Annotated in this window: 20 protein-coding genes and 1 pseudogene; 9 read left to right on the forward strand and 12 right to left on the reverse strand. The window is 34.9% G+C overall.

What is annotated here, in order from left to right:
* Positions 1 to 223: 223 nt before the first annotated feature.
* From M5A78_RS12630 to M5A78_RS12645, 4 genes are all read left to right on the forward strand, one after another.
* Positions 224 to 730: an RNA polymerase sigma factor gene (locus M5A78_RS12630; protein ID WP_248735622.1), complete on the forward strand. Its 507-nt coding sequence runs from the start codon at positions 224 to 226 to the stop codon at positions 728 to 730.
* 1 nt (position 731) lies between these two features.
* Entirely contained in the window at positions 732 to 1613 is an 882-nt protein-coding gene (locus tag M5A78_RS12635) for an anti-sigma-V factor rsiV (RefSeq protein WP_248735623.1), read from the forward strand.
* Between the two features lie 278 nt (positions 1614 to 1891).
* The gene (locus M5A78_RS12640) at positions 1892 to 2590 is read left to right on the forward strand and encodes a YoaK family protein (protein ID WP_248735624.1); all 699 of its coding nucleotides are present in this window, start codon (positions 1892 to 1894) and stop codon (positions 2588 to 2590) included.
* Positions 2591 to 3130: 540 nt separating this feature from the next.
* Positions 3131 to 4990: an acyltransferase family protein gene (locus M5A78_RS12645; protein WP_248735625.1), complete on the forward strand. Its 1860-nt coding sequence runs from the start codon at positions 3131 to 3133 to the stop codon at positions 4988 to 4990.
* Positions 4991 to 5517: 527 nt separating this feature from the next.
* Here the strand turns inward: M5A78_RS12645 and M5A78_RS24805 are convergent.
* The 6 genes and pseudogenes from M5A78_RS24805 to M5A78_RS12675 all read right to left on the reverse strand — a co-directional run.
* A pseudogene (locus M5A78_RS24805) lies at positions 5518 to 6033 on the reverse strand (GNAT family N-acetyltransferase); the annotation flags it as partial.
* Between the two features lie 152 nt (positions 6034 to 6185).
* Positions 6186 to 6716, reverse strand: a complete 531-nt coding sequence (locus tag M5A78_RS12655; RefSeq protein ID WP_248735627.1) for a GNAT family N-acetyltransferase — start codon at positions 6714 to 6716, stop codon at positions 6186 to 6188.
* A gap of 126 nt (positions 6717 to 6842) precedes the next feature.
* Positions 6843 to 7715 (reverse strand): hypothetical protein, encoded by an 873-nt coding sequence (locus M5A78_RS12660; RefSeq protein WP_248735628.1) that lies wholly within the window; start codon positions 7713 to 7715, stop codon positions 6843 to 6845.
* A gap of 426 nt (positions 7716 to 8141) precedes the next feature.
* Positions 8142 to 9611, reverse strand: coding sequence for a glycoside hydrolase family 1 protein (locus M5A78_RS12665; RefSeq protein ID WP_248735654.1), 1470 nt, complete (start codon positions 9609 to 9611; stop codon positions 8142 to 8144).
* Between the two features lie 58 nt (positions 9612 to 9669).
* The gene (locus M5A78_RS12670) at positions 9670 to 11571 is read right to left on the reverse strand and encodes a beta-glucoside-specific PTS transporter subunit IIABC (protein WP_248735629.1); all 1902 of its coding nucleotides are present in this window, start codon (positions 11569 to 11571) and stop codon (positions 9670 to 9672) included.
* A gap of 118 nt (positions 11572 to 11689) precedes the next feature.
* A complete protein-coding gene (locus M5A78_RS12675; protein ID WP_248735630.1) occupies positions 11690 to 12523 on the reverse strand; it encodes a PRD domain-containing protein in 834 nt (277 codons plus the stop codon).
* Between the two features lie 796 nt (positions 12524 to 13319).
* On the opposite strand from M5A78_RS12675, the gene M5A78_RS12680 reads away from it, so the two are divergent.
* Both M5A78_RS12680 and M5A78_RS12685 read left to right on the forward strand, forming a co-directional pair.
* A complete protein-coding gene (locus M5A78_RS12680; protein WP_248735631.1) occupies positions 13320 to 13592 on the forward strand; it encodes a CD3324 family protein in 273 nt (90 codons plus the stop codon).
* 111 nt (positions 13593 to 13703) lie between these two features.
* Positions 13704 to 14378, forward strand: a complete 675-nt coding sequence (locus M5A78_RS12685) for a FusB/FusC family EF-G-binding protein (protein ID WP_248735632.1) — start codon at positions 13704 to 13706, stop codon at positions 14376 to 14378.
* A 65-nt stretch (positions 14379 to 14443) separates the two neighbouring features.
* Here M5A78_RS12685 and M5A78_RS12690 read toward each other — a convergent pair whose 3' ends face one another.
* A complete protein-coding gene (locus M5A78_RS12690; RefSeq protein WP_248735633.1) occupies positions 14444 to 15433 on the reverse strand; it encodes a DUF4003 family protein in 990 nt (329 codons plus the stop codon).
* A gap of 215 nt (positions 15434 to 15648) precedes the next feature.
* Here M5A78_RS12690 and M5A78_RS12695 point away from each other — a divergent pair, with 215 nt between their 5' ends.
* The 3 genes from M5A78_RS12695 to M5A78_RS12705 all read left to right on the forward strand — a co-directional run bounded on the left by M5A78_RS12695 (position 15649) and on the right by M5A78_RS12705 (position 17726).
* Complete coding sequence (locus tag M5A78_RS12695) at positions 15649 to 16275, forward strand: NUDIX hydrolase (RefSeq protein ID WP_248735655.1); 627 nt, start codon at positions 15649 to 15651, stop codon at positions 16273 to 16275.
* 273 nt (positions 16276 to 16548) lie between these two features.
* Complete coding sequence (locus M5A78_RS12700) at positions 16549 to 16842, forward strand: transposase (protein ID WP_248735634.1); 294 nt, start codon at positions 16549 to 16551, stop codon at positions 16840 to 16842.
* Positions 16843 to 16853: 11 nt separating this feature from the next.
* A complete protein-coding gene (locus M5A78_RS12705) occupies positions 16854 to 17726 on the forward strand; it encodes an IS3 family transposase (protein ID WP_248735656.1) in 873 nt (290 codons plus the stop codon).
* Between the two features lie 730 nt (positions 17727 to 18456).
* Here the strand turns inward: M5A78_RS12705 and M5A78_RS12710 are convergent.
* The 5 genes from M5A78_RS12710 to M5A78_RS12730 all read right to left on the reverse strand — a co-directional run bounded on the left by M5A78_RS12710 (position 18457) and on the right by M5A78_RS12730 (position 22681).
* Positions 18457 to 18909: an SRPBCC domain-containing protein gene (locus M5A78_RS12710; RefSeq protein ID WP_248735657.1), complete on the reverse strand. Its 453-nt coding sequence runs from the start codon at positions 18907 to 18909 to the stop codon at positions 18457 to 18459.
* 74 nt (positions 18910 to 18983) lie between these two features.
* On the reverse strand, positions 18984 to 19949 hold the full coding sequence (locus M5A78_RS12715; RefSeq protein WP_248735635.1) for a helix-turn-helix transcriptional regulator: 966 nt from the start codon (positions 19947 to 19949) through the stop codon (positions 18984 to 18986).
* A 473-nt stretch (positions 19950 to 20422) separates the two neighbouring features.
* Positions 20423 to 21097, reverse strand: coding sequence for a hypothetical protein (locus M5A78_RS12720; protein WP_248735636.1), 675 nt, complete (start codon positions 21095 to 21097; stop codon positions 20423 to 20425).
* Between the two features lie 153 nt (positions 21098 to 21250).
* Positions 21251 to 21907 (reverse strand): MOSC domain-containing protein, encoded by a 657-nt coding sequence (locus tag M5A78_RS12725; RefSeq protein WP_248735637.1) that lies wholly within the window; start codon positions 21905 to 21907, stop codon positions 21251 to 21253.
* A 159-nt stretch (positions 21908 to 22066) separates the two neighbouring features.
* Entirely contained in the window at positions 22067 to 22681 is a 615-nt protein-coding gene (locus tag M5A78_RS12730) for an FMN-binding negative transcriptional regulator (RefSeq protein WP_248735638.1), read from the reverse strand.
* Positions 22682 to 22711 lie beyond the last annotated feature (30 nt).

Consider the following 22711-nt stretch of genomic DNA (forward strand, 5'->3'; position numbering starts at 1 on the left):
CCCATGCTTTTTCTGATGGCAGGTATTACCCTGACATCATAGGTATAGCTAGCCAACGTGTTGCCATTAGAAATATATCCGACCTTTTAACTTTGACCCTCCAAGAAATGTTTCCATGATTTAATCCCATCGGCACAAAATCATGAAGTAATTACAAATACCAAAAACTTTTTCTTTATAGATTGGCGTCTATTATTTACAATCCAAAAGGAGGTGACTAACGATGAATAAAAAAGATCAACAAGAATTACTTACAGAATTTGTATTGGAGAACAAAGAGAAATTTTATCGATTAGCCTATAGTTATGTTAAAAATGAAGAGGATGCTTTAGATATTATTCAAGAATCAATCCACAAAGCACTAAAAGGGATTCATACCTTAGAAAATCCTCAAGCGTTAAAAAGTTGGTTTTTTCGCATCGTAGTTAACACATCATTAGATTTATTACGCAAAAAGAAAAAGGAAATGGTAGTAGAAAATGATATTTTAGAATTTTTTAGCCCCCAAAAGAATGACACATATGAAAATCTTGATTTAACCAGGTTACTCAATGAATTGCCAGATAAATATCGAGTTGTCATCATTCTTAAATTTTTTGAAGACCTAAAAATTCATGAAATAGCTGAAGTTCTAAATGAAAAAGAAAACACGATTAAGACTCGTTTATATAAAGGACTTAAAATGCTGCGAATAGAAATGAATGATATTTCCTATATAGGAGGATGTTAACATGAATAAAAAAATGGAGGCCTTAATGAAAGAGTATAACGAGATTCCTATCCCTAGTCAGTTAGACTTTGTTGTTAAAAAGGCATTAAACCAAAAGCCTAAGAAGCGCATCCTGCCAAAAGTGGGGATCGGGCTAGCAGCAGCTGCTACTCTTTTTATTGGAGGATTAAATGCAAGTCCGACATTTGCCAATACTATGGCAGAGGTTCCTGCTCTAAAAAATGTGGTGAAAGTATTAACCTTTAGAGAATTCAAGGTGGATGAGGAAACGTACCAGGCTGATATTAAAGTACCTGCCATTAAAAACCTTGATAATAAAGAATTACAATCGACGTTAAATCAAAAATATCTAAAAGAAAGCAAAGAACTCTATCAACAATTCCAGGCTGATATGAAAGATCTAAAAGAAAGTGGCGGCGGACATTTGGGCGTAACTAATGGGTACGAAGTAAAAACAGATAATGACCAACTCTTATCCATCGGACGTTACACTGTTAATACAGTCGGATCCTCATCAACAACGTTCCAGTTTGACACGATTGATAAGAAAAATAAACTACTCATCACTTTACCAAGCCTATTTAAAAGTGATGCCTATGTAGATTTGATCAGCAAAGAAATTAGAAAGCAAATGATTACACAAATGGAACAAGACTCTGACTTAACTTACTGGGTAAAGAATCCGAATAAAAAAGATGATAATCCACTAGACACTTTTGAAAAAATACAGTCCAATCAAAATTTCTACATTAACAAACAAAACAAATTGGTTATTGGATTTGACAAATATGAAGTGGCTCCTGGTTACATGGGTGTTGTTGAATTCATCATTCCAACGGATGTCCTAAAAGGCATTCTTGTTAGCGATGAATATGTAAAATAGCATCCACGAGGAGAAGACAGTTTGACACTTACCTTTTTCCAAGGATAAAAGAAATGAGGATCTCCCAAAAGGGTCTCTCCACATTCTACAATATAGTCTATTACTATTTATTGTAGAATGTGGGGACCGACACTTTTCTCTGGGGTTTCCTCATTTTTATTTTTTTGAGAACCACCCTTTAGCTGCTATGAAAGATTTTATATGAATGCTGTTTACATATAAGCAGAATATTAATGATAAAAGAATTTCTTCAACATTAGGTACAAGGAGATAATAATATGAAAGATAAACGAAGCACAATCCCCTCATTATCTTCAAACTCTGTTCGTTTGGGTGTTTTGTTAGCTTTAGTTGGAGGTTTTTTAGATGCTTATACTTTCATCAGCAGAGACGGAGTGTTTGCCAATGCCCAAACAGGCAACATTGTACTATTCGCTGTAAGAGCAGCTAATGGGGAATGGGTAGGTGCTTTAAATTATATCCCGCCTGTTTTAGCCTTTATATTAGGTGTTCTGGTATCAGAAATCGTTAAGATTCCCCATTTTAGAGAATTATTACATAGTTATAGACGTTCTATTCTTATATTAGAATGTATGGTTTTAATCTTTGTAGGGATGTTGCAAAGAGGTGTACCTAACATAGTGGTAACCGTATGTATTTCGTTTGTATCATCTTTACAAATCTCTACTTTTAATAAACTAGACAAGTGGAACTACAATTCAACAATGACAACAGGGAATCTTCGAACTGCAACGCAGGCAGCATATTCAGCCTTCATAGAACATAATCAGGAAGCGAAAAAACAGTTTAAAGAATTTTTCATTATCATTGTTTCTTTTTTATTTGGCGCGTTGTTAGGGACATTTTCCACCACATATATAGGGAACTCATCAATATGGATTTCATCAGGAATTTTAGCAGTTGCTCTTATATTGTATCATAAGGATAAAGGCTATTTGAGAACGCGAAAACGTTGAAATAATAATAGTTGCTTTGATGTAACCTCATTCTTAATGGAATGAATTCGGAAATTTAAAACTTCTGTTATTCAATGGACAAAACCTCCAATAATTATCTAAAACGGTTTTGTACTTAGTAAACCTTCTAATTCAATAAAGATCCTCCATTCTTCTTCGGCTAATCTGCTTAGGTTAGCACAAAAAGAAGCGATCATTCATTTTTAAGGATTGGCCCCCTTTACTTCAATAAAATATGTAATCATTTCACAAAACAAACCACAGAAAAGGAATATAGTACTTCGAACATTATGACATCATACTCGTGATTTTTTAGGTAAAGAACTAAAAACTACTGGTTCAGCTCAGTTAAATCTTCAAATAAAAATATCCTTACAAAATTATTTCAAACTTTTTTTTCATGTCGTGCGTCTTTTTTTCATAATGCATTAAAGCATGTATGTTTTAATAGAAAGGAAAAAATCATCATGAACTACTTACATAATTTGAAAAATACATGTCAAACAAACAATACGCAATTGGTTTTACTGGTAAAGAACCATGACTAACCCTAAAAAACAAAACAGACGTTACATCGTAGGATTAGATGGTCTCAGAGGTTTAGCAGTGCTTTCTGTCATTTTCTATCATATTGGATTCCCTTGGGCAACTGGAGGTTTTTTAGGTGTAGTCGTGTTCTTCGTGCTGTCTGGCTACCTTATTACCGATATCATAATGACAGAGTGGGAACAGCGAAGAAGAATTGATTTAAAAAATTTCTGGATTCGCCGTGCTAGACGCTTACTTCCAGCCATGCTCGCAATGTTAGTGATCACAATTGGTTGGGTAAACTTGTTTCATCATCATCTTTTAGAAAAATTGCAAGCGGATGCTCTAGCTGCTTTACTATATATTAGTAATTGGTGGTACATCTTTCATCACCAATCCTATTTTGATAGCTTTCAATCACCATCATTATTAACTCATTTTTGGTCATTAGCAGTAGAAGAACAGTATTATCTTTTCTGGCCATTGTTGCTTACATTCGGGTTACGCTTTATCTCTAAACGTTCAATCTTATTTATTACTCTCACCTTAGCCAGTATTTCAGCATTAACAATGGCCATATTATATCAGCCCGGATCGGATCCAAGTAGAGTCTATTACGGGACTGATACAAGAGCTTTTTCTCTATTAATTGGTTCTGCACTTGCTCTTATTTGGCCAAGTCAAAAGCTTGCTGCCAAAGTACCATCACCTTTACGACTTGTCCTTAATTTAGTCGGGACCATTGCGCTTGTCGTGATCCTTTTAATGGTTAGACTTACCAATCAATATGATCCTTTCCTATACCGTGGAGGGATGGTTTTATTATCAATTGCTACTATGTTATTTGTAGCCGTGCTCGTTCATCCCGCTAACAGCATCAGTAAACTTTTGAATGTAAAACCTCTTAAATGGTTAGGTGACCGGTCTTATGGCATCTATTTGTGGCACTATCCTGTCCTTGTGTTAACGAGTCCGGCCATAAATACAACAGGAATTTCGATTGGAAGAGTCCTATTCCAACTAACATGCATTATTGGTTTGTCAGCATTATCCTATAAATTCATCGAAAATCCTTTACGCCAAGGAGGATTGAAACAAACGTGGAGAAAGATTGCTACGAAGAAATCGGTTCATAATCGTTTTATCTTCAGACGTTGGATTGTCCTTGGCGGAGGAGTGCTAATCATGCTCGTCTCATTTTTAGCTATTTACAATGTGACTAATGCAAAAACAGATAAAAAAGAGGAAACGCATGATGTAATTAAAGAAGATCGTTCTAATAATCAACTAAAAATAGAACAGAAAAAAAAGGAACCTCCTTCCCCTACTGTTCATCCAAAAGAAGAAGAGCTAACAAAACCAGACGGTGAAAATAAACTTCCGCAAACGGATTCCTCAATCGAAAAAAATGAAAAGGTGACAGCAATTGGTGATTCAATATTACTGGATGTTGCCTACTTTTTAACTGAATATTTTCCTTCTTTACATGCTGACGGGAAAGTAGGCCGGCAAATGTCTCAAGCAGTTCAGGTAGTCAAAAAAATGAAGCAAGAAGGAACATTAGGAGATACGGTTATTATCGAACTAGGCACCAATGGCCCATTTAATAAAAATCAATTAATATCAATGATTGAATTAATTGGACATGACCGAAAAATTATTTTCATCAATACCCGTGTCCCACGACCATGGGAAACTGTGGTCAACAATGCACTAAAAGAGGTAACTACAAAATTTGCGAATACCACTCTTGTTAATTGGTACGCTGCCAGTGCAGGGCATAATGAATATTTTTCACCAGATGGTGTCCACTTAAATGCAAAAGGAGCTAAAGCTTACGCAGCACTAGTGGCAAAGGCGTTTGGCAAATGAACAGTTCCTATAAGAATTGAAGAATTACACGAAGGCAAATTACCGTGATGAAGCTTAAATTGTTAATTGCGATATCTTTCCGGTATGGTTAAGCCATTTCTTTCATCATCCCATGCTACGGAACTGATCTTCCAACCACTTGGAGTTTGAATAAACTGCATCGTTTTCATCCCTAACGTCTCGAATGAATCGCCATCCAACACTCCTGATTTTCGATATAAGCTGAAACGGTGAGCGATATTACCGAAAATCTCTGTTATTTCGTGTATTTCTTCTTCTTTGAAATCAGTTAAGTGCCCTTCTCTTAATAGTTTTTCACGTGGCTCGATAAATTGCTGAAGATTGTAAATGATGGGAATGGAATCCGTATTTTTAATGATTATTCCCTCTGGAATAAATAAATCATTGAGTACACGAACATTTGGTTCTTTTCCATTTTTGTTAGTAAATGCATTAAAGAATGCATCAGTTAATCGATCTAAACTTATTTTTTGATCTGATAATTTATATGTGTTAGTTATATGGTTTTCTGTTCGACTATTAAATGTAAACAGTCTAAGCTCTTCAGGATCATTGGGCAACTGAACTAATCTTTCAAACTGTAACCCTATTTTTTTAAGTAACTTGGCTGAAGCGTGATTGTCTTGAGTTGTGATTGCGACGATTCGATTTAATCCTAAAGTATCTTTACCATATGCTAGTACAGCAGAAGCTGCTTCATAGGCATATCCTTTTGCCCAATACTTTGGAAGAAAGGCAAAACCAATATCCACATCTTCTAAGGTGTCTCTTTTTACTAGACCACAAATCCCAATTGGGATTTGATCATCTTTTCGCTCGACCAAATAAAGACAAAAGCCGAATTGCTCATACATATGGATAGGTCCATTCAAAATGTAGTTTCGTGCATCATCAATCGTTTTCACACCACGATCGCCTATAAATTGTAACCAAGAGGGATCATTGATAAGCTCTAGGATAAACTCTGCATCGTCGGTAGTTTGTAGGCGAAGGGTAAGCCGATCGGTTTCAAGAATTTTCATAGATTATACACCAGCCTCATAGTATTTATTTTAGTTGATATTGTATTCTTAAAACTTATTAGAACAAGTAATGAATTGCTAAAGAAAATCTACTGACACTCTTAACTTGAAAATTTCTCTTTCTATTTGTATAGGAAATTTTCCTTTCAGAATTAGTTTTTCTTTAATAAGGAATAAATATTAGTATCATAAGGAATATCATTTTGATACATATATTTTCTCAAAGTCCCTTCTTTTATAAAACCTAATTTTGTTAATAAATTATTAGAAGCATTATTTTCAACAAAAACAACTGCTCCAATACGCTCTAACCCAAGTTCTTCAAAGCCATAAGAAATGACTTTATTAACTGCTTCCTTTGCATATCCATTACCCCATTTTTCAGGAAAAAGTGCATAGCTTATTTCTGCTCTTTTATGTTCAAGAGACCAATCTTGAAATCCAATAGTTCCAATAATACTACATGTTTCTTTTTGTTCAATTCCCCATTTAATACCACGTTTTTCATCGTAATTCGCCGAAAAATTTCTAATAATTTGTTTCACTTGATCTAAACTTGTTAGTGATTTTTGTCCGTAATAACGTAATACCTCCGCATTAGAAAAACAATTTAAAATATCTTGGGCGTCATCTTCAACTAATTCTCTTAAGATTAATCGTTCCGTTTCTAATAAAGGAAACATACTCTCACTCCCTTAACTAAAATTTGCATAAGTATATTTTACTTTAAAAATCTAAAAACAACTAAATTTCTATTCAACTATACTATCCGTTCCTTAATTATATCCCCGTATAATAAGAACTTCTAATTAATTGGAAGGAAGGTACTCTTTCCATTCTTTCCACGCTTTCATATAATTGTTTAAGTCATGCGGGTGAACTTTAATACAAACTCCTATCCGTGTGTATAACTGAAAGAGAACCTCATCCAAAAGTCTTTCTTTAGTAATCGGGGTATCTTGGGTCAACAATGAAAATGATGAGAATAGCGTGCTTAAATTTAAACTGTCTGGGGAAGAGCAAAATGCATAAGTAAAATCATAAATCTTTGGACCGATTAGAGGTGAAGGGTCAATAACCCCTTTTAATTGATTGTTCTGATATACAAAATTATGAACACCAGCGTCTCCATGAAGATAATATTTCTCTTCTTGATTTTCATACGTCTGCAATTTATTAACCAATATCTCTACTTTTTTATGTTCCTCACTTGGTAATAAATCGCTTATATTCTTTTGGGCGAATTCCAAACTCTCTAAATTGAAGTCTGCCCATGAATTTCTCTGTATTCCATTAACTCTCCCCCAGTGAATGCCTTTGTCTACTTTTTGGTATTTATTTAATAATTCCTCAATTAAAATAGTCATCCATTTTAATTTAGAACCACGATTAAAATGGGTCTCTCCAGAAAGATAAGAGTATACAATAAATTCTTTTTTTTCATCTGTATAAAGTACATTAGGTAATAATTTTACATCTTTATAAGTTTGGAGAAATTTCTCTGTTGTAGTTATCAGTTTAGGTTGGTCCATTTTTATTACATATTTCGGTATCCCATTATTATAAAGAGAATATAAAATTCCATTTGTCGTACCACTTGCTAATTTCTTTAATTCTATTTCATCATTTTTTATGATGCCTTTGTCTACAAGACTAGTAATGATTACATTTATTTTTTCCATTTATGTATTCCCTCGAATAATTTTTTAAAAATTTTATATGGAATAAATTCGTTATTCTTATTAAACCCCCACACAATTCAATAAAAAAAGAGTTTCCAAAACAACCCATTGATTAAATTATTTTGCAAACCAAAATAACACACCAAATTATTCTTTCGGACTTATTTTATTTACTACAAAGGAGGGACAAATCCCTTTAAAACCATTCAATTTTCTTAAAAAGCTTATTCTACAAAATGAGCCGCGGGGTTTCAAATCAAAAAGAGGATGACTGAGGCGAAAATCCCCTGCAGTTATCCTCTTTTCCTTTGCATAATAATTATGCTGTATTATGTTCTTGAGTTGTTCCTTTAAAAACTTCACAATCTCGTTTACAATCAATACAGTTAATGGAACCCATACCCTTGTCCACTGTCTCCTGAATGATTATTCGCCTAAATTTTCTCCATTAGAAGCTATTACTTCTTTGTACCAATAGAAAGAATCTTTTGGAATACGTTTTAATGATCCATTTCCTTTGTCATCTTGATCAACGTAAATGAACCCATAGCGTTTACTCATTTGCGAAGTGCCGCAACTAATTAAGTCAATACAACCCCAGGTTGTATAACCCATTAATTCTACACCATCTTTAATAGCTTCTTTCATTTCAATAATGTGTTTTTTAATGTAGTCAATACGGTATGGATCATGAATTTTACCGTCCTCTGACACAACGTCTTTTGCCCCTAATCCATTTTCAACTAGAAATAACGGAATATTATAACGATCATACAATTTATTTAGGGAAATTCGCAATGCAATAGGGTCAATTGGCCAATCCCATTGAGTTAATTCTAAATATGGATTTTTAATCGGGCTATCTAATTTACCTGCTATCTCTTTTGCATCTGGTCTGTCCTCTGTAACATGCGACATATAATAACTAAATGCTACAAAGTCAACCGTACCTTCTTTAAGGATCTCAAAATCTCTTTCTTCTACTTCAATGTTTATATTATTTTCAGCAAAGAACCTTTTCATATAATTAGGATATTCTCCGCGTACTTGTACGTCTGGATAAAATGTATTGATTTGATCGGCCTTAAGTGCCTGTAATTGGTCTTCTGGTTTACAGGTTTTTGCATAGGATTCAATTCGATTGATCATACAACCTATTTTTGCATCTGGAATAATTTCATGTCCAGCTTTTACAGCTAAGGCACTTGCGATAAATTGGTAATGTGACGCTTGGTATGCAGCCTCTTCTACATTATCTACTTTATCTTCTAACACACCGGCACCAGTATATAAACTATTTAAGTTCATATTCATCTCGTTAAATGTAATCCAATATTTCACTTTGTTTTTATACCTGTTGAATAATGTACGAGCATATTTTTCAAATAATGAAATTAATTCTCTGCTAACCCATCCGTTATATTTTTGCGTTAACGTAATTGGCATTTCGTAGTGAGACATTGTTACTAACGGTTCTATTCCATATTTTCTACACTCGTCAAACACGTTATCATAAAACGCTAAACCTGCTTCATTTGGTTCTTCCTCCAAACCAGTTGGAAAAATTCGCGGCCATGATATGGACAAACGGAACGTCTTAAACCCCATTTCTGCAAATAACGCAATATCTTCTTTATAATGGTGAAAAAAGTCAATGCCCCAACGTTTAGGGAATAAATACTTATCAGGATTATTCAAATATTCTTCCAGTTCAATAGAATTTACATTAAAGGTAAAATTGTTTACAGATTCTCCAGCATACGGATCTTTATATGCTGCCATATCTGACGTTGACAAACCTTTTCCATCCTCATCAAATGCTCCCTCAATTTGGTTAGCGGCAGTCGCTCCGCCCCATAAAAAGTCCTCTGGAAATCCCTTTTTTAATTCTCTCATCATAGCATTGCTCCTCCTTAGATTGGTTAATATATCAAATTCCTAAAATAGAAATTTTTCACCTAATTAACATTAATAATTTACTTTCACAAGCAGTTACTTGATTATCTAAAGTACAAATGATATCTAAAAACTGTGGTGAATTGGTAACAATAATTGGGGATATTAATGATATATTTTTTTGTTTTATCTTTTCTATATCGAATGCTAATAATTTATCGCCCATTTCAATTTCTTCGCCGATCTGTACGTTTAAATCAAATCCTTCTCCATTTAAAGCAACTGTATCTAACCCAACATGAATTAATAATTCAACGCCATTATTTGAAGTGATGCCAATAGCATGATTTGTAGGAGTTATCATTGTAACTTTTCCAGAAAAAGGAGAGTAGACAATACCATCTTCCGGCACTATCGCAATCCCTTTGCCAACAAGACCATTTGAAAATGTTGAATCAGGAACCTCTTGCAGCGGCATAATTTTCCCTGTTAACGGTGCATGCACATCAATTGGTGTGTTATCGATTGGCATGCTATCAATCGAGGTGTTATCATAATTTTTTATAATGGCTGGTTCACTTTCTCCTATCATTTTTTCACTAGTTTCTTCCTTAAGCTTCATTAGTAAAGTTAGGGTTAGTGAAACGATCAAACTTGCAGCTACACCTATAACAGCATATAAGAAATTATTTGTCCCTTTTATAATGTAAGTTGGAAGTGACATAATTCCAGGAATAGTGAAAGCAGTTGCTTTTACTACTAAAGTACCAAAAATCGCTCCACCAACAGCACCACCAACTAAACTAGCATAAAAGGGTTTCTTTAATTTCATCGTAACCCCATATATGGCAGGCTCAGTAATACCAAAGATTGCTGGTATAAAAGTTGAGAGAGATAATTGTTTCATTTTTTTATCTTTCGTTTTGAAATATACCCCTAAAACTGCTCCAGCTTGAGCAAAATTTGCTACCAAATTCATTGGCAGTAGCATAATATCAAACCCATATTTATCAAAACTGGCAAATGTACTTGGGAAAAATGCATAATGCATGCCCGTTATTACAATTAATGGCATAAGCCCCCCCATTAATAATCCAGCTATAGGGCCTGCAAATGAGAATAATCCTGAGAAAAACATTTCTAGATAAATGCCGGCATAGTTACCTACTGGTGCAATGAACATTAGCAAAAGCGGCGCAGTTATGAGTAACGTTAACAACGGTACGAAAACAATCCTTAATGATTTAGGAATTATTTTTTCAACACCTTTATGAACATAACTTAATAGCCAAATTCCTAAAATAATTGGTATTACAGATGAAGCGTAGTTATTCATCGGGATAGATATCCCAAGAAATGGCAGACTGTGTATATTACCTCCTGCAGCATATTCTACAATCTTTGGATACATGAGAACCCCTGCTAATGTAACAGATAGGGATGGGTCTGTATTAAATTTTTTAGCAGCAGAAAATGCAATTAAGAAAGGTAAAAAATAAAATGGCGCATCGGAAATAAAATATAGAATCTGATAATTGGAATTTGTTTCCAACAAAATTTTAAGAGCTACGAATAATGCCAATACTCCTTTGAGTAACCCCGCTCCAACGATTGCAGGTAATATTGGAGTGAAAATTCCAGAGATTGTATCAAATATACGTTCAATAATATTCAATTTCTGTTTAGGAGCAGACGTATTCTGATTCAATAGCTCATTACCCAAAACTTGACTAATTTGCTTAAAAACATCAGCAACATCCTTTCCTATAATCACCTGAAATTGACCACTTTTAAATTGCGCTCCCAAAACCCCATCTAAAGATTTGATTTTGTCTAGGTTAACTTTGTCATTATTTACAACGTTAAAACGTACCCGTGTAATACAATGCCAGCTTTGTTGAATATTTTCTTTCCCTCCAACTTCTTTAATAATTAGTTCAGCTAACTTTTGCTTATCCACGATTCATCCCTTCTTCCATGTTTAATAAAAAAACCTAAGCAAAATTTGCACAGTTATTTACTGTTGCAAATTTGCTTAGGTTAATGCCTAAAATAAGTAACACGCCTAACAAAATAATCTATTTATTCTCTTGAACAATTCTTTGTATATGAATAACTAGGTAAGCGATTTCATCATTAGTAACTTGCCAATTGAATTCCTTTTCTACCATGTCCTTTATAATCAAACCACAAGCATAGCTTTTTATATATCTTTCCTGAATAATTTCCTTAAGCGTCTCATCCATCTGAGTATCTACACGTTTATTCATTTTTTGACGAGCAATAAAATAACGTAAGTGTGTAATAAACCTCGAATAACTAATTGTTGTTTTATCCAAGTTTATATCGAATAAACGTTGAATAATTTTAACAACATTCTTTATGAGCTTGGTGATTTGGATCGTATCCTCAATGGAGTTACTGTCTATTTGAGCATTTACAAAATGTAAAGCTATAAAAGCAGCCTCATTTTTAGGGAGCGAATATTCCAAATCCTCTTCAATAATCTTTAATACCATTTTCCCAACTTCATATTCCTCGTAATATAAATAGGGAACCTCCCACTGAAGTGGATTGTCTTTATTAATATCATTATCCCTATCGATTGCGAATTGCAAATGATCAGCTAAAGCAAACAGTATGGATTGGTTTAAGTTTTTTTGGAGTTTTTCCTCCCCAAGTCGAACTATTTTCTCCGTTACTGCTAGTAATTTTGGTGAAATCTGTTCTAAAAATTTACTAGCATGCACGTTTTTTTCAGGTTTAAAAATTTTTGTAACCATACTTGGATCAATTAAATCTCCCTGCTTTTTCTTGAAACCAATTCCAGTACCAAACACAATAAGCTCTTCATCTTTTTCTGATTTTGCTAAAATGATATTGTTGTTTAATGATTTTATAAATGTAAGCAACCTGTCTCACTCCCAAAAAAATCCATAAAAAAACACCAATATCAAAATAACAATAAGAAAAAGATGTAAATCTTTTTTTTGTTACATTTGACTTGGTGGTGCCTGATCGTATCAGTAACACTCCTGTATCTAAATAACCTACAACTAAATATTACACTGACCGTTACTTTAATCAAAATCCAACAACAAATGAATTGGTGGTGCCTGATCGTATCAGTAACACTCCTACATCTAAATACAGACTACAACTAAATATTTTACTTGTCAATAAATTATTATTAATTTTACTAATCTTCTTACGATTAATAGATCAACAAGATTGATTGTTGATGAACCGCTCCCCAATCCACACTATTGCCTTGTCTAGATTTTTCTAAATACCTTAACAGCATAAGTAATCCCATTCAAGTAAAAATAAATCATGACCTCATTGCCAACGATTAAACAAATAATAGCACCTATATTCGTAAGGTTTTTCCTCAAAACTTATTTTTAATAAACTTCAATCCTAGCCAGACGAGATGAAGATATTTTATAATGAATAGTATTAGCCATTACTTGAATACGGTAATTATAATACAGCTATTTTCAAACATTAGGGGGTGTTTACTCATGGGGAATCAGTCTAGATTGCCAGATACTGCAGCAACTCATGCAAAGCCAAGTGTTGGAAAGGCGAAACTTTGCATGGGGCGGACCTTTATCTAAAAAATTCGCCCAGGTAAGCTTTTATATCATTTCTAATATCTGGCTTTGCACCTTATTTATCTAACTAAAAATAAGGGGCTGGCAAACTATGAAATATGTAAATGCAAACAACCTATTACCTGAAAAGCTGATTGCAGAAATTCAAAAATATGTTCAAGGGGAAACCATCTACATTCCCAAACCAGCAACAACTTATCGGAAATGGGGCAGTTGTTCGGGGGGAAGGAAGTTAATTGATGACCGAAATGCCTCTATTAAAAAGGCTTTCAAAAGCGGGTATAGTATTCATCAATTAGCGGAAGAGCATTTCCTGTCAATAGAAACGATAAAAAAAATTGTTTATTCCCATAAAAAGCACTGATGATTTCAATCATCAGTGTTTTCTTATGTATAAAATGTTTCTAAGTCATTTTCTCCATTTTATTCATCGAGCATTTTTTCTAAAATAAAAAGGGACTTACTCTAAAATGTATTGAGGTGGCTTACCATTACTGGAAAATTCATTAAGAATGAACAATTTAATTTTATTAAGCAACAAGTGGCATTGATAAAGGATAGCTACAAAAAGAACTCTGATCCGACCGTTATTACTGCAGTAAGAGAGCTGGCTAATGCCAAAATCATAGAACTCTTTCCAAATGTGACTAGTGAACAAATGGAAATTCTGGATCTGATGAAGTGGAAAACGGATTATGAATTTGACCACTATATTCAACATTTATCAAGCTTTCTGCTACCCTTTCCCAAACTTACCGACCAACAGATTAAAAAGATGTTTCCTAAAACCAAGAAATTAAAGGTACCTGATTTATCGCAAATCGCTCCCGAGCAACTAACCTACTTAAGCTGGACGGATATCAGCACCAACAAAAAATTTATTGTTTACCAATTAAATGAGAAAATGGTCGGGATTGAATGTAAATACACATTGTTAAGCAAGGATAATATCTGTTCGTTCTGTAAACGTTTCGGTAAAGTTGCTTATATATCAACGATAACAAAAGCGAAAAAGTCAAAGAACCCAGATTACTACAAAGCAATTGGTAACTTCATCTGCTTCGACAGCTCCAACTGCAATAAGAAAATAACAAACATTGATTATTTGACTACTTTTCTAAAAATCTCTTTAGGGGAAGAGAATGCATGAATATATTTAACAGCAATATTCATTCAATCTTCCCCCTTTTTTAGTAATAAAATATTTAGTAATTATTACGTATTACCGTTGGAACTGCTGGCTGCAACTGTTGCAGCCGTGATGCTTGCGGTCATTGCCGCTTGCTGGGCTTGGATGAGAGTTTCAATCGAAATACTTAAACCTGTTCTGGCTGCATCTCCTATTGCTGTCATTGCACTCATCAATAACAGGACACTCATCATAAAATTAATCTCTTTGTTCCATTTAAAGAGTTTATCCCGATTCAAGTCTTCATTTATCATAAGGAGGCTATTTATTTCACTTTCCCTGTTTTCTAAAAAGCTAAGCATGCCGATATATGGATAATAGACTCTCTTGGTTTTTTGTTTGGAATTGTCGAGCAGTTCTTTTATTTCCAAGCAATGTTCTGCTTTTTCATCTGGTCTATATTCTGAATTCAATGCCAGAATGTGGCTTAAAAATTGCAGGTCATTCCCGGCTGAAAAACCTTTTTCCTGCAGAACCTGGTAATACTCCTCCACATTGCTAACAATTTCTTCCGAATTTTTTTCACATTGGGCCAGTATGGATGCCAAAGGATAATCACCAGCATTCGTCAGAAAAAAGTGGTGTCTTTTCATCCCTTTGTAAATATCCCTTGTTTTCTGAATGATTTCATCGATTCGTATTGGTTTCACTTTTAATAGAGTACTAGCTGAAATATAGGAATAGGCATTACGGCTGAAGCCATTTTCAATTAGCTTTTCATAAATGGCAATGAAACGATGAAAGTTTGTTTTTGGATCATCCGTTGTTGTATCTAATGTTGCAGCGATACTAAAACGCTGCGTAGATTTTAAATAGGAAAAAGCCCCTACATTGTCTTTAATATAGTCGGCAATATCCAGATACCTTTTTAAGTGAAACTCTTTTGAGGTTGATACATACATGCCGGCAATCAACATGAGGGTGCGCTTATCTGCTTTCCATTTTAATGCTGAATACAACTGAGAGTAAATGTCCTTGTAAGCTTCCATTTTTTCTTTTATTAATCTCTCTTCCATCTTCCTTCCATCACCTTTCACTATGGTTCTTTTCTTTTATACGGAGTATGGTCGAGGATTGTTTCAAAATAATGCTTTTCATATGAATTCTATCCCTTTTGAAGAGAGCTCTCCCCTAGCAAGCAAAACTAGTTGCATGAAAAGGATGAATATATTATTCTATATACATAGAAAATCTATATATATAGAATACTTATATACAAGGAGAACTAATGATGGAAAATGAGCAATTAAAAATATTTGATAGTAATCGAAAACCTATTGGAGTGGCAACAAGGGAAGAAGTGCACCGATTCGGCCTTTGGCACGAATCCTTCCACTGCTGGTTTGTTAGCCGTGAGGATGAGATCGATTACCTTTACCTTCAGCTTCGCTGTGACCTGAAAAAGGACCATCCGAATCTTTTCGATATTACGGCAGCTGGACATTTATTAGCCAATGAAACGGTAGAGGATGGGATTAGAGAGATTGAAGAAGAATTAGGAATTGAGGTTGCTTTTACTGAGCTAATTCCATTAGGTATTATCAATTATTGTGTCAACCATGAAAAATTAATTGATAAGGAACTTGCACACACATTTTTATATAAAAAAAATCTGGCCTTTGATGAATTTACCTTACAAAAAGAAGAAGTTTCAGGAATCGTCAAAGTAAAATTTGCTGACTTTACTGACCTTTGGGTGGGAGAAAAACAAGAAATAAAGATGAAGGGATTTGAAATTAATAGTAACGGGGAAAAACTAGCTATCGACAAGATGGTTGGGAAAAAGCAGTTTGTCCCGCACGAGCTTTCATTTTACGAAACCATTATCCAATTAATTAAAGAAAAACTAAATGAATAATGTCATGCTGATTTGTGGTGAATTCCTTTGCGAGAAATACCTGTCACTGTTCGCCAATACAGAACCTTGTTTCTAAAAAAGATAACTATTAAAGACGTTTTTTGCCAGGTGGCAGTGGATTTTGTCCTTTAGAAGCAGTCTTATAGACATTTTTGGTCAGGTGGCAGTGAGTTTGTCCTTTAGAAGCAATCTTATGAGATTAGTCTTAAAAGTGGACACGTAAAAATGAGATTTAGTTTATAATACAATCATCATTTAAAAGGACGTGTTCACATGGGTAAACATCATACTCAAGAGTACAAAGAATATGTTTCAAAATTAATTGTGGAGGAAGGTCGAAAAGCTTCAGATGTAGCTTATGAACTTGAGATTTCAGCTAAAACGATAAGCCGTTGGGTGGCAGCTTACAGAATGAAAATAAACGCTGAGAAGACTGGTGAGATTTATATTACACCTTCAGAGCTTGAAAAATTAAAAAAACAACACGAGAAGGAACTACAACAGTTAATAGAGGAAAATGAAATCCTAAAAAAGGCCATGCACATCTTCACGAAAAACCAAGCGTAATTTATATCTTTATTCATGCCCACTCTGATGAACACGCTGTAGTGATGTGCAAAGTGCTAAAAGTTTCATCAAGTGGCTATTATAAATGGCTAAACAATCAATCTAAACCTCAATCTGAGAAAGATGCTTACCGTCTAGAGATCCAGCAAAAAATTTGTAAATCATTTCATGAGAGTTATGGGACTTATGGAAGCCCTAGAGTTCATGATGACTTAGTTGAATGGGGATATACTATTTCACAAAAAACAGTAGCTCGTATGATGAAAGAAATGGGCTTAACCGCTACACCAAAAGAAAGGTTTGTGGTCACGACAGATTCTAAACATGATTTAAACACTTATCCTAATTTACTCAATCGTCAATTCAATGTAGAAGAACCTAATCAAGCCTGGGTATCTGATATTACGTATATTTGGACGCTTGAGGGATGGGTTTATTTATCATCCGTTATGGATTTATTCTCCAGAAAGATTGTAGGTTGGAGTCTTTCTTCGCATATGAAAAAAGAGTTATCTATACAAGCGTTGAATATGGCTATTATATCTAGGCGACCTGGTGAAGGGCTAATTCATCACTCTGACCGTGGTTCTCAGTATTGTTCTCATGATTATATTGATATTTTGAAAGAGCAAAAAATGCAAATTAGTATGAGTAGAAAAGGCGATCCTTATGATAATGCCTGTATTGAGTCTTTTCATGCGACAATCAAGAAAGATTTAATTTACAGAAGACGTTTTACCACTAGGGCAGAAGCTGTAAAGGCGATTAATCATTATATAGGCAGCTTCTACAATGAAAAAAGGAAACATTCAACATTAGGGAACTGTTCACCTAATCAATTTGAGAGGACTCATCAAAAATTAGATTGGGGAAAAATCTCATAAGCAAGCCATTTAGTGTTAGAAATAGTCAATCATGTTTTTCGATTGACTATTTCTAACACTGGACCAAACGCAGTGCGGTAGTTGTTTTGTTTTAAAAAATCTCAAATTTTAGTGTCTACTTTCTTGACAGAAGTCCAGCTGGCAATGAGCTTTGTCCTTTAGAAGCTTTCTTTTAGACATTTTGGGTCAGGTGACAGTGGATTTTGTCCTTTAGAAGCTCTCTTTTAGACATTTTTAGCCAGCTGGCAATGAGTTTTGTCCTTTAGAAGCTTTCTTATAGACATTTTTAGACAGCTGGCAATGTGTTTTGTCCTTTAGAAGCTCTCTTATAGACATTTTTAGCCAGCTGGCAGTGTGTTTTGTCCTTTAGAAGCAATCTTATAGACATTTTTAGCCAGGTGACAGTGAGTTTCGTCCTTTAGAAAAGCTCTTAGACCTTTTTAGCCAGGTGACTTTGATTTTTGTCCAGTTGACTTTTAGTTTTGAATTAAGGAGCATCCACTCGACTACGATGAAATTAACCATTAACCCCGCCCATACATTAACATTTAGACTTCTTCTAACATCTTCTCTCTCAGAATAATTCCTTCCTGAAGAAACGTAGAATCAGTACAGTAAGAAAAGGGATTGCCAAAATCAACAACCCCTTAGATTAATAAAAACGAACACTCATTTACTTTTTAAAGGAGCCCACTCACGACAATTATTAGCTAATTGCTGGAACACCACTTTAACCTAGTTCAAGCGTTTTGCCTGTTTCTACTAGTGTTTTTGTATTACTAAGTATCATCCACCATGCCGCATCGCTGTTCTCGTAATGAGGATCACCTTCCTGCCATTGGTCATGAATAAAGGTTAACTTTGTACAAGCACCAACAGGCTCGAGCAAATAGGAAATTCTAGACTCATATTCCTGGTTGTCATCTTTCGTGTACGACTTTCCAGCAAAGTGGGTAAAACGCAGTACTTGATTTGGTACATAATCTAATACATTCCCATAAACATGAACCGTCTCATCACCATCAGCCCCAGGCCCAACGTATTCCAATAGATCTCCCACTCGAAAAGTTGATCGGATAACGCTACCATAAAATATCTGCTTTGTTCCTTCCGCTGAAATTAATGCCTGCCATACTTCCTCTGGAGTCCCGCCAATATAAAATACATACTTCAGATCCTTCATCATCTATTTCCTCCTAATAATGATTCTTCCTTTACATCATAAACAAACTTCACTGACATATACGGTCAGTGAAGTTAAGAGTCTTGATAATGATTCACTAATTCTGAAGCGACAATTACCATTCTCTCTTTTAAAAATAATGGTTCTAATATAGTTATCGCTTTTCCATATGGAAGAAGAAAGTAGGGTACATACTTATTTATCGATTGCTCATCTATCTTAAAATGAGCATGATTTTTCGAACGGCTGATAAGTGCATGCCCAAATAACCAATGTTGACATAAGTCATCTAGGGCCTGCGCTTGGCCTTCAATATGAATGGAAATCAGTTTTTCAGGCTGGTCTGAGTCTGGCAATAGTCCATTTATCAAAAAAGCACGTGCTGAAAAATTGGCTGGACGAGCAAATTCATCACCTGTTCGAGTTATACTCACAATCCGATTCACACGAAAGCTGCGTATTTCAAGGCGCAAGTGACAATATGCGATAACATACCAATTGCCCTTCCAATAAACAAGGCCATAAGGATCAATACTGCGTGATGAGGGGGTACTTTCATTTCCTTTTTGGTACTCCATTAATAGTGTAAAACATTCTGCCACGGAAACTTCTATTTCTTGGAGAAGTGATTCCAAAGCAGAATTTGCCGGAGGTTGGATTACATCAAATCCTGTCAAATGACGATTGATATAATCCAATTGTTCTGGGTTCGTATATTTTTTTAGCTTTGTGACCGCCCCATTCAAAACCTCGCTAAAGGGATAACCTGCCTCTGAGGCAAAACTTGCCGCATGGATGAGCGCTTTTTGCTCATCTACGTCAAAAAACAGTGGTGCCTTTGTAAATTCATGGAGCAAACTATAACCCCCATTATGACCTGCATCTGAAATGATTGGAACTCCGCTTGCACATAAGGCATCAATATAACGATATACCGTTCGAATATTGATCTCCAATTCTTCCGCAAGTTGCTTTGCCGTCATTCGCTTTCCTGTCTTGAGCAACCATAGTATTGAAAGCATATTGATAGCTTTGGACATTGGTTATTCAATCCCTTCTACAGAGGCGTGGGCCAGTTCATCGCCGCTTAATTCTTAATAAGTGCAGGTGCAAAATTTTTATTCTTCAAACTATTATTAAATGCTTCTTCTATAAGGATCCGGTTATTTTTTTCAATCAAGAGCATGATTTACTCCCTATTTTTTTAGTGTTCTTAAAACAACCTTACTTCTAAAAAAGGGGCTGTGGTTTGATTTGTATGAATGACTTTTACATGGAAACTAAATCTTCAAATGTACACGCTTCTTTTTTAGACAAGGGAATTAGAGCATCAGGGACCCGTCCGCAACTGGTTAAACGAGAAAAGAACCTGGCGAACAGTAACAGGCGCTGTTCGCCAAAACTTCGGGGATTGTCTCCATGCTCTATTTTTCGGATACCTACCGATTGTATTTAGTTCTTTCAATTTCCCTATATATTCTTTTAACAAGGTGACTTCATAGACTCAACTATTCTATTTAATCCATACACGGAGTGGTCCTATCGACTTCCACCCAGATAAATGGGCTGCGGTTAAATTGCCATTGTGCTCATACCCTACCATGGATAGACCTGGAAATTCAGTTGATACTATTTTAGCAATATCTCGCCACAGACTTTCATTTTCATAACCTACTGAAAAGACATTGGATATTCCCACAACATTGTCACTCAAATTAGCTATAAATCCTGATATTCCATCAGCTTTCTCGTGAATAAACATTTTCACGTCTTCTCGTTTTAATAAATCTGGTTTTATAATATTTTCCAAGTCACTTGTGATCGTCCATTGCGCTAACTCTTTTTCTGTTGTTATCACGCGCCATCTTGTTTGAATGGACTCTAAATCTGAAATTGATGCGTGATATATCCATTCTGCCTCAAATAGTATTTTAAAATCAAAAGGTGAGAGGTCAAGATTTGCATAGCTATCTTTAATACTAGAAACTTCTCCATTTTCAATAAAATACTTTACTTCCTCAATCGTCGCATTCTTATTTGCCGTAATTACTTCGGGGTAAAAAGTTGGTGCCTTCGAAAGCAATCCCCATAATTGTCCTTTTGGAGTTTGGATTATTCCGTGGGTATCGCATATGATTCTACACCAAGCTATGTTATTTAAAACTGCTTTATCTACTTGGGCATTCATCTTTCATTCTCCTAACATTGGTTGCGCGATCTACCGAGACAGCCATACCATGACGGCTTTTCTTGGTGCTTCTTTCAACATTTTTAAATCGCGTTTATGGTGTACCTATGCACTCACCAAAACAGTGGGGTCAGTTCACCGCCGCTTGAAAAGTTACCTTTTCTGATGTTTCACCTTTAAATTAAGGAGAATTCTGCGCCACTGTGCTGCCAGTTCCTCTACATTTAATATTTTCTGAATAGCTTCATTTGTTGGTGATTGCTCATGGAAGAATAAGTGATGAACAGATGAAACTGTTACTTGCTTAGGATGAGAGACCAACTTCTTTATTTGGGAATGGGAAGATATTTTTCCTTCTTTAAGGACGCGAAAAAAATAGCCAGTAAACCCCATATCAATAACGCTTTTTAATAGTAGGTTATTATTATTTCGCTTATTTATGGTAGCACATGGATATCTACCTTGAGAGACTTGTAATACTGCTTCACCTATTTGAAAGACATCCCCTATACAAACTTGATCTTCTTTCGTATTTGATACTGTTAGATTTTCTCCAAATGCTGTCTTCGTTAATGCTTTTCCAAATATACTTTCCCAATGGGCATAATGTTCATATGGATATAAGCAAACAACTCGATCTTGTCCACCATGATAATCCGGATTTGCTACCTCATCGCCTTCAATTTGGTTAAAACCGACGAAAAGTTCATCCACTTGTTCTTTCCTGATACCAGATCGAAAATCTTTTCCATTATGAACCATATTCTTAGGCAAACCTTTACTTAAATAAATTATTTCTCTTTTGATCATTTTATCTATCTTCTCCATTAGTTTTTTTTGTCCTTTATTATCATATATTTATGTTTCTTTTTAAATACCTGCGCAAACGCAACGAAGATCCTTGTGCCCCGCTTATAAATGTTTATTCACCGGACCCCACTATAAAAAATATATAATTCTAGCGTTTTATCACTTCAGTGGAAGGTTTCTCTTCATCAGATTAGCTATTTGTTTACTTTGTTGATCTGAAGTATTTTCTAGCTGTTTGATAATTAATTCTTGTCGACCAACCGGATGATTTTGACTTAATTTTGCTTTTCCTTCTATTCTTTCAATTTTGATCTTCAAGCCTACGATTCCCCTGCTCATCCCCTCAATGAAGCTGGAATCTACATCTTTTAATTGATAGGAGCTATCGGGCTTTTCATATTTATTTACCATCTCTACTAACGAATCAAATATTTCCTGTCCCTCCTTAACCATCTCCATTTGACCATATACGTGAATCGCAACATAATTCCACGTTGGTACAGCTTTATTTGTTTCGTACCATGATGGAGAAATATAGCAATGGGGACCTTGAAAGATTACAAGAATCTGCTGATTTTCTATATCCTTCCACTGTCCGTTCGGACGGGCAAAATGGCCGTATAAAAACCCCTTCTCTTTATCTAAAGTTAAAGGTAAATGAGTGGCGTAAGGTTCTCCATTATGCTGAGAAATCAACGTAGCAAAGCTATTTTTTTCAATAAAGTCATAGATCATTTTCTCATCATTCATTTTGAAATGTTTAGGTATATACATGTTCCCGCCCCATTTTCTATTATTATCTTT

It is taken from the genome of Neobacillus rhizosphaerae (assembly GCF_937468385.1).
Classification (GTDB): domain Bacteria; phylum Bacillota; class Bacilli; order Bacillales; family Cytobacillaceae; genus Neobacillus; species Neobacillus rhizosphaerae.

Bases quoted from the DNA above. Each gene is read 5' to 3' on its own strand.
- M5A78_RS12630 (WP_248735622.1), top strand. From the start codon at position 224: ATGAATAAAAAAGATCAACAAGAATTACTTACAGAATTTGTATTGGAG.
- M5A78_RS12635 (WP_248735623.1), top strand. From the start codon at position 732: ATGAATAAAAAAATGGAGGCCTTAATGAAAGAGTATAACGAGATTCCT.
- M5A78_RS12640 (WP_248735624.1), top strand. From the start codon at position 1,892: ATGAAAGATAAACGAAGCACAATCCCCTCATTATCTTCAAACTCTGTT.
- M5A78_RS12645 (WP_248735625.1), top strand. From the start codon at position 3,131: ATGACTAACCCTAAAAAACAAAACAGACGTTACATCGTAGGATTAGAT.
- M5A78_RS12655 (WP_248735627.1), bottom strand. From the start codon at position 6,716: ATGTTTCCTTTATTAGAAACGGAACGATTAATCTTAAGAGAATTAGTT.
- M5A78_RS12660 (WP_248735628.1), bottom strand. From the start codon at position 7,715: ATGGAAAAAATAAATGTAATCATTACTAGTCTTGTAGACAAAGGCATC.
- M5A78_RS12665 (WP_248735654.1), bottom strand. From the start codon at position 9,611: ATGAGAGAATTAAAAAAGGGATTTCCAGAGGACTTTTTATGGGGCGGA.
- M5A78_RS12680 (WP_248735631.1), top strand. From the start codon at position 13,320: ATGAAATATGTAAATGCAAACAACCTATTACCTGAAAAGCTGATTGCA.
- M5A78_RS12690 (WP_248735633.1), bottom strand. From the start codon at position 15,433: ATGGAAGAGAGATTAATAAAAGAAAAAATGGAAGCTTACAAGGACATT.
- M5A78_RS12695 (WP_248735655.1), top strand. From the start codon at position 15,649: ATGGAAAATGAGCAATTAAAAATATTTGATAGTAATCGAAAACCTATT.
- M5A78_RS12700 (WP_248735634.1), top strand. From the start codon at position 16,549: ATGGGTAAACATCATACTCAAGAGTACAAAGAATATGTTTCAAAATTA.
- M5A78_RS12710 (WP_248735657.1), bottom strand. From the start codon at position 18,909: ATGAAGGATCTGAAGTATGTATTTTATATTGGCGGGACTCCAGAGGAA.
- M5A78_RS12715 (WP_248735635.1), bottom strand. From the start codon at position 19,949: ATGTCCAAAGCTATCAATATGCTTTCAATACTATGGTTGCTCAAGACA.
- M5A78_RS12720 (WP_248735636.1), bottom strand. From the start codon at position 21,097: ATGAATGCCCAAGTAGATAAAGCAGTTTTAAATAACATAGCTTGGTGT.
- M5A78_RS12725 (WP_248735637.1), bottom strand. From the start codon at position 21,907: ATGATCAAAAGAGAAATAATTTATTTAAGTAAAGGTTTGCCTAAGAAT.
- M5A78_RS12730 (WP_248735638.1), bottom strand. From the start codon at position 22,681: ATGTATATACCTAAACATTTCAAAATGAATGATGAGAAAATGATCTAT.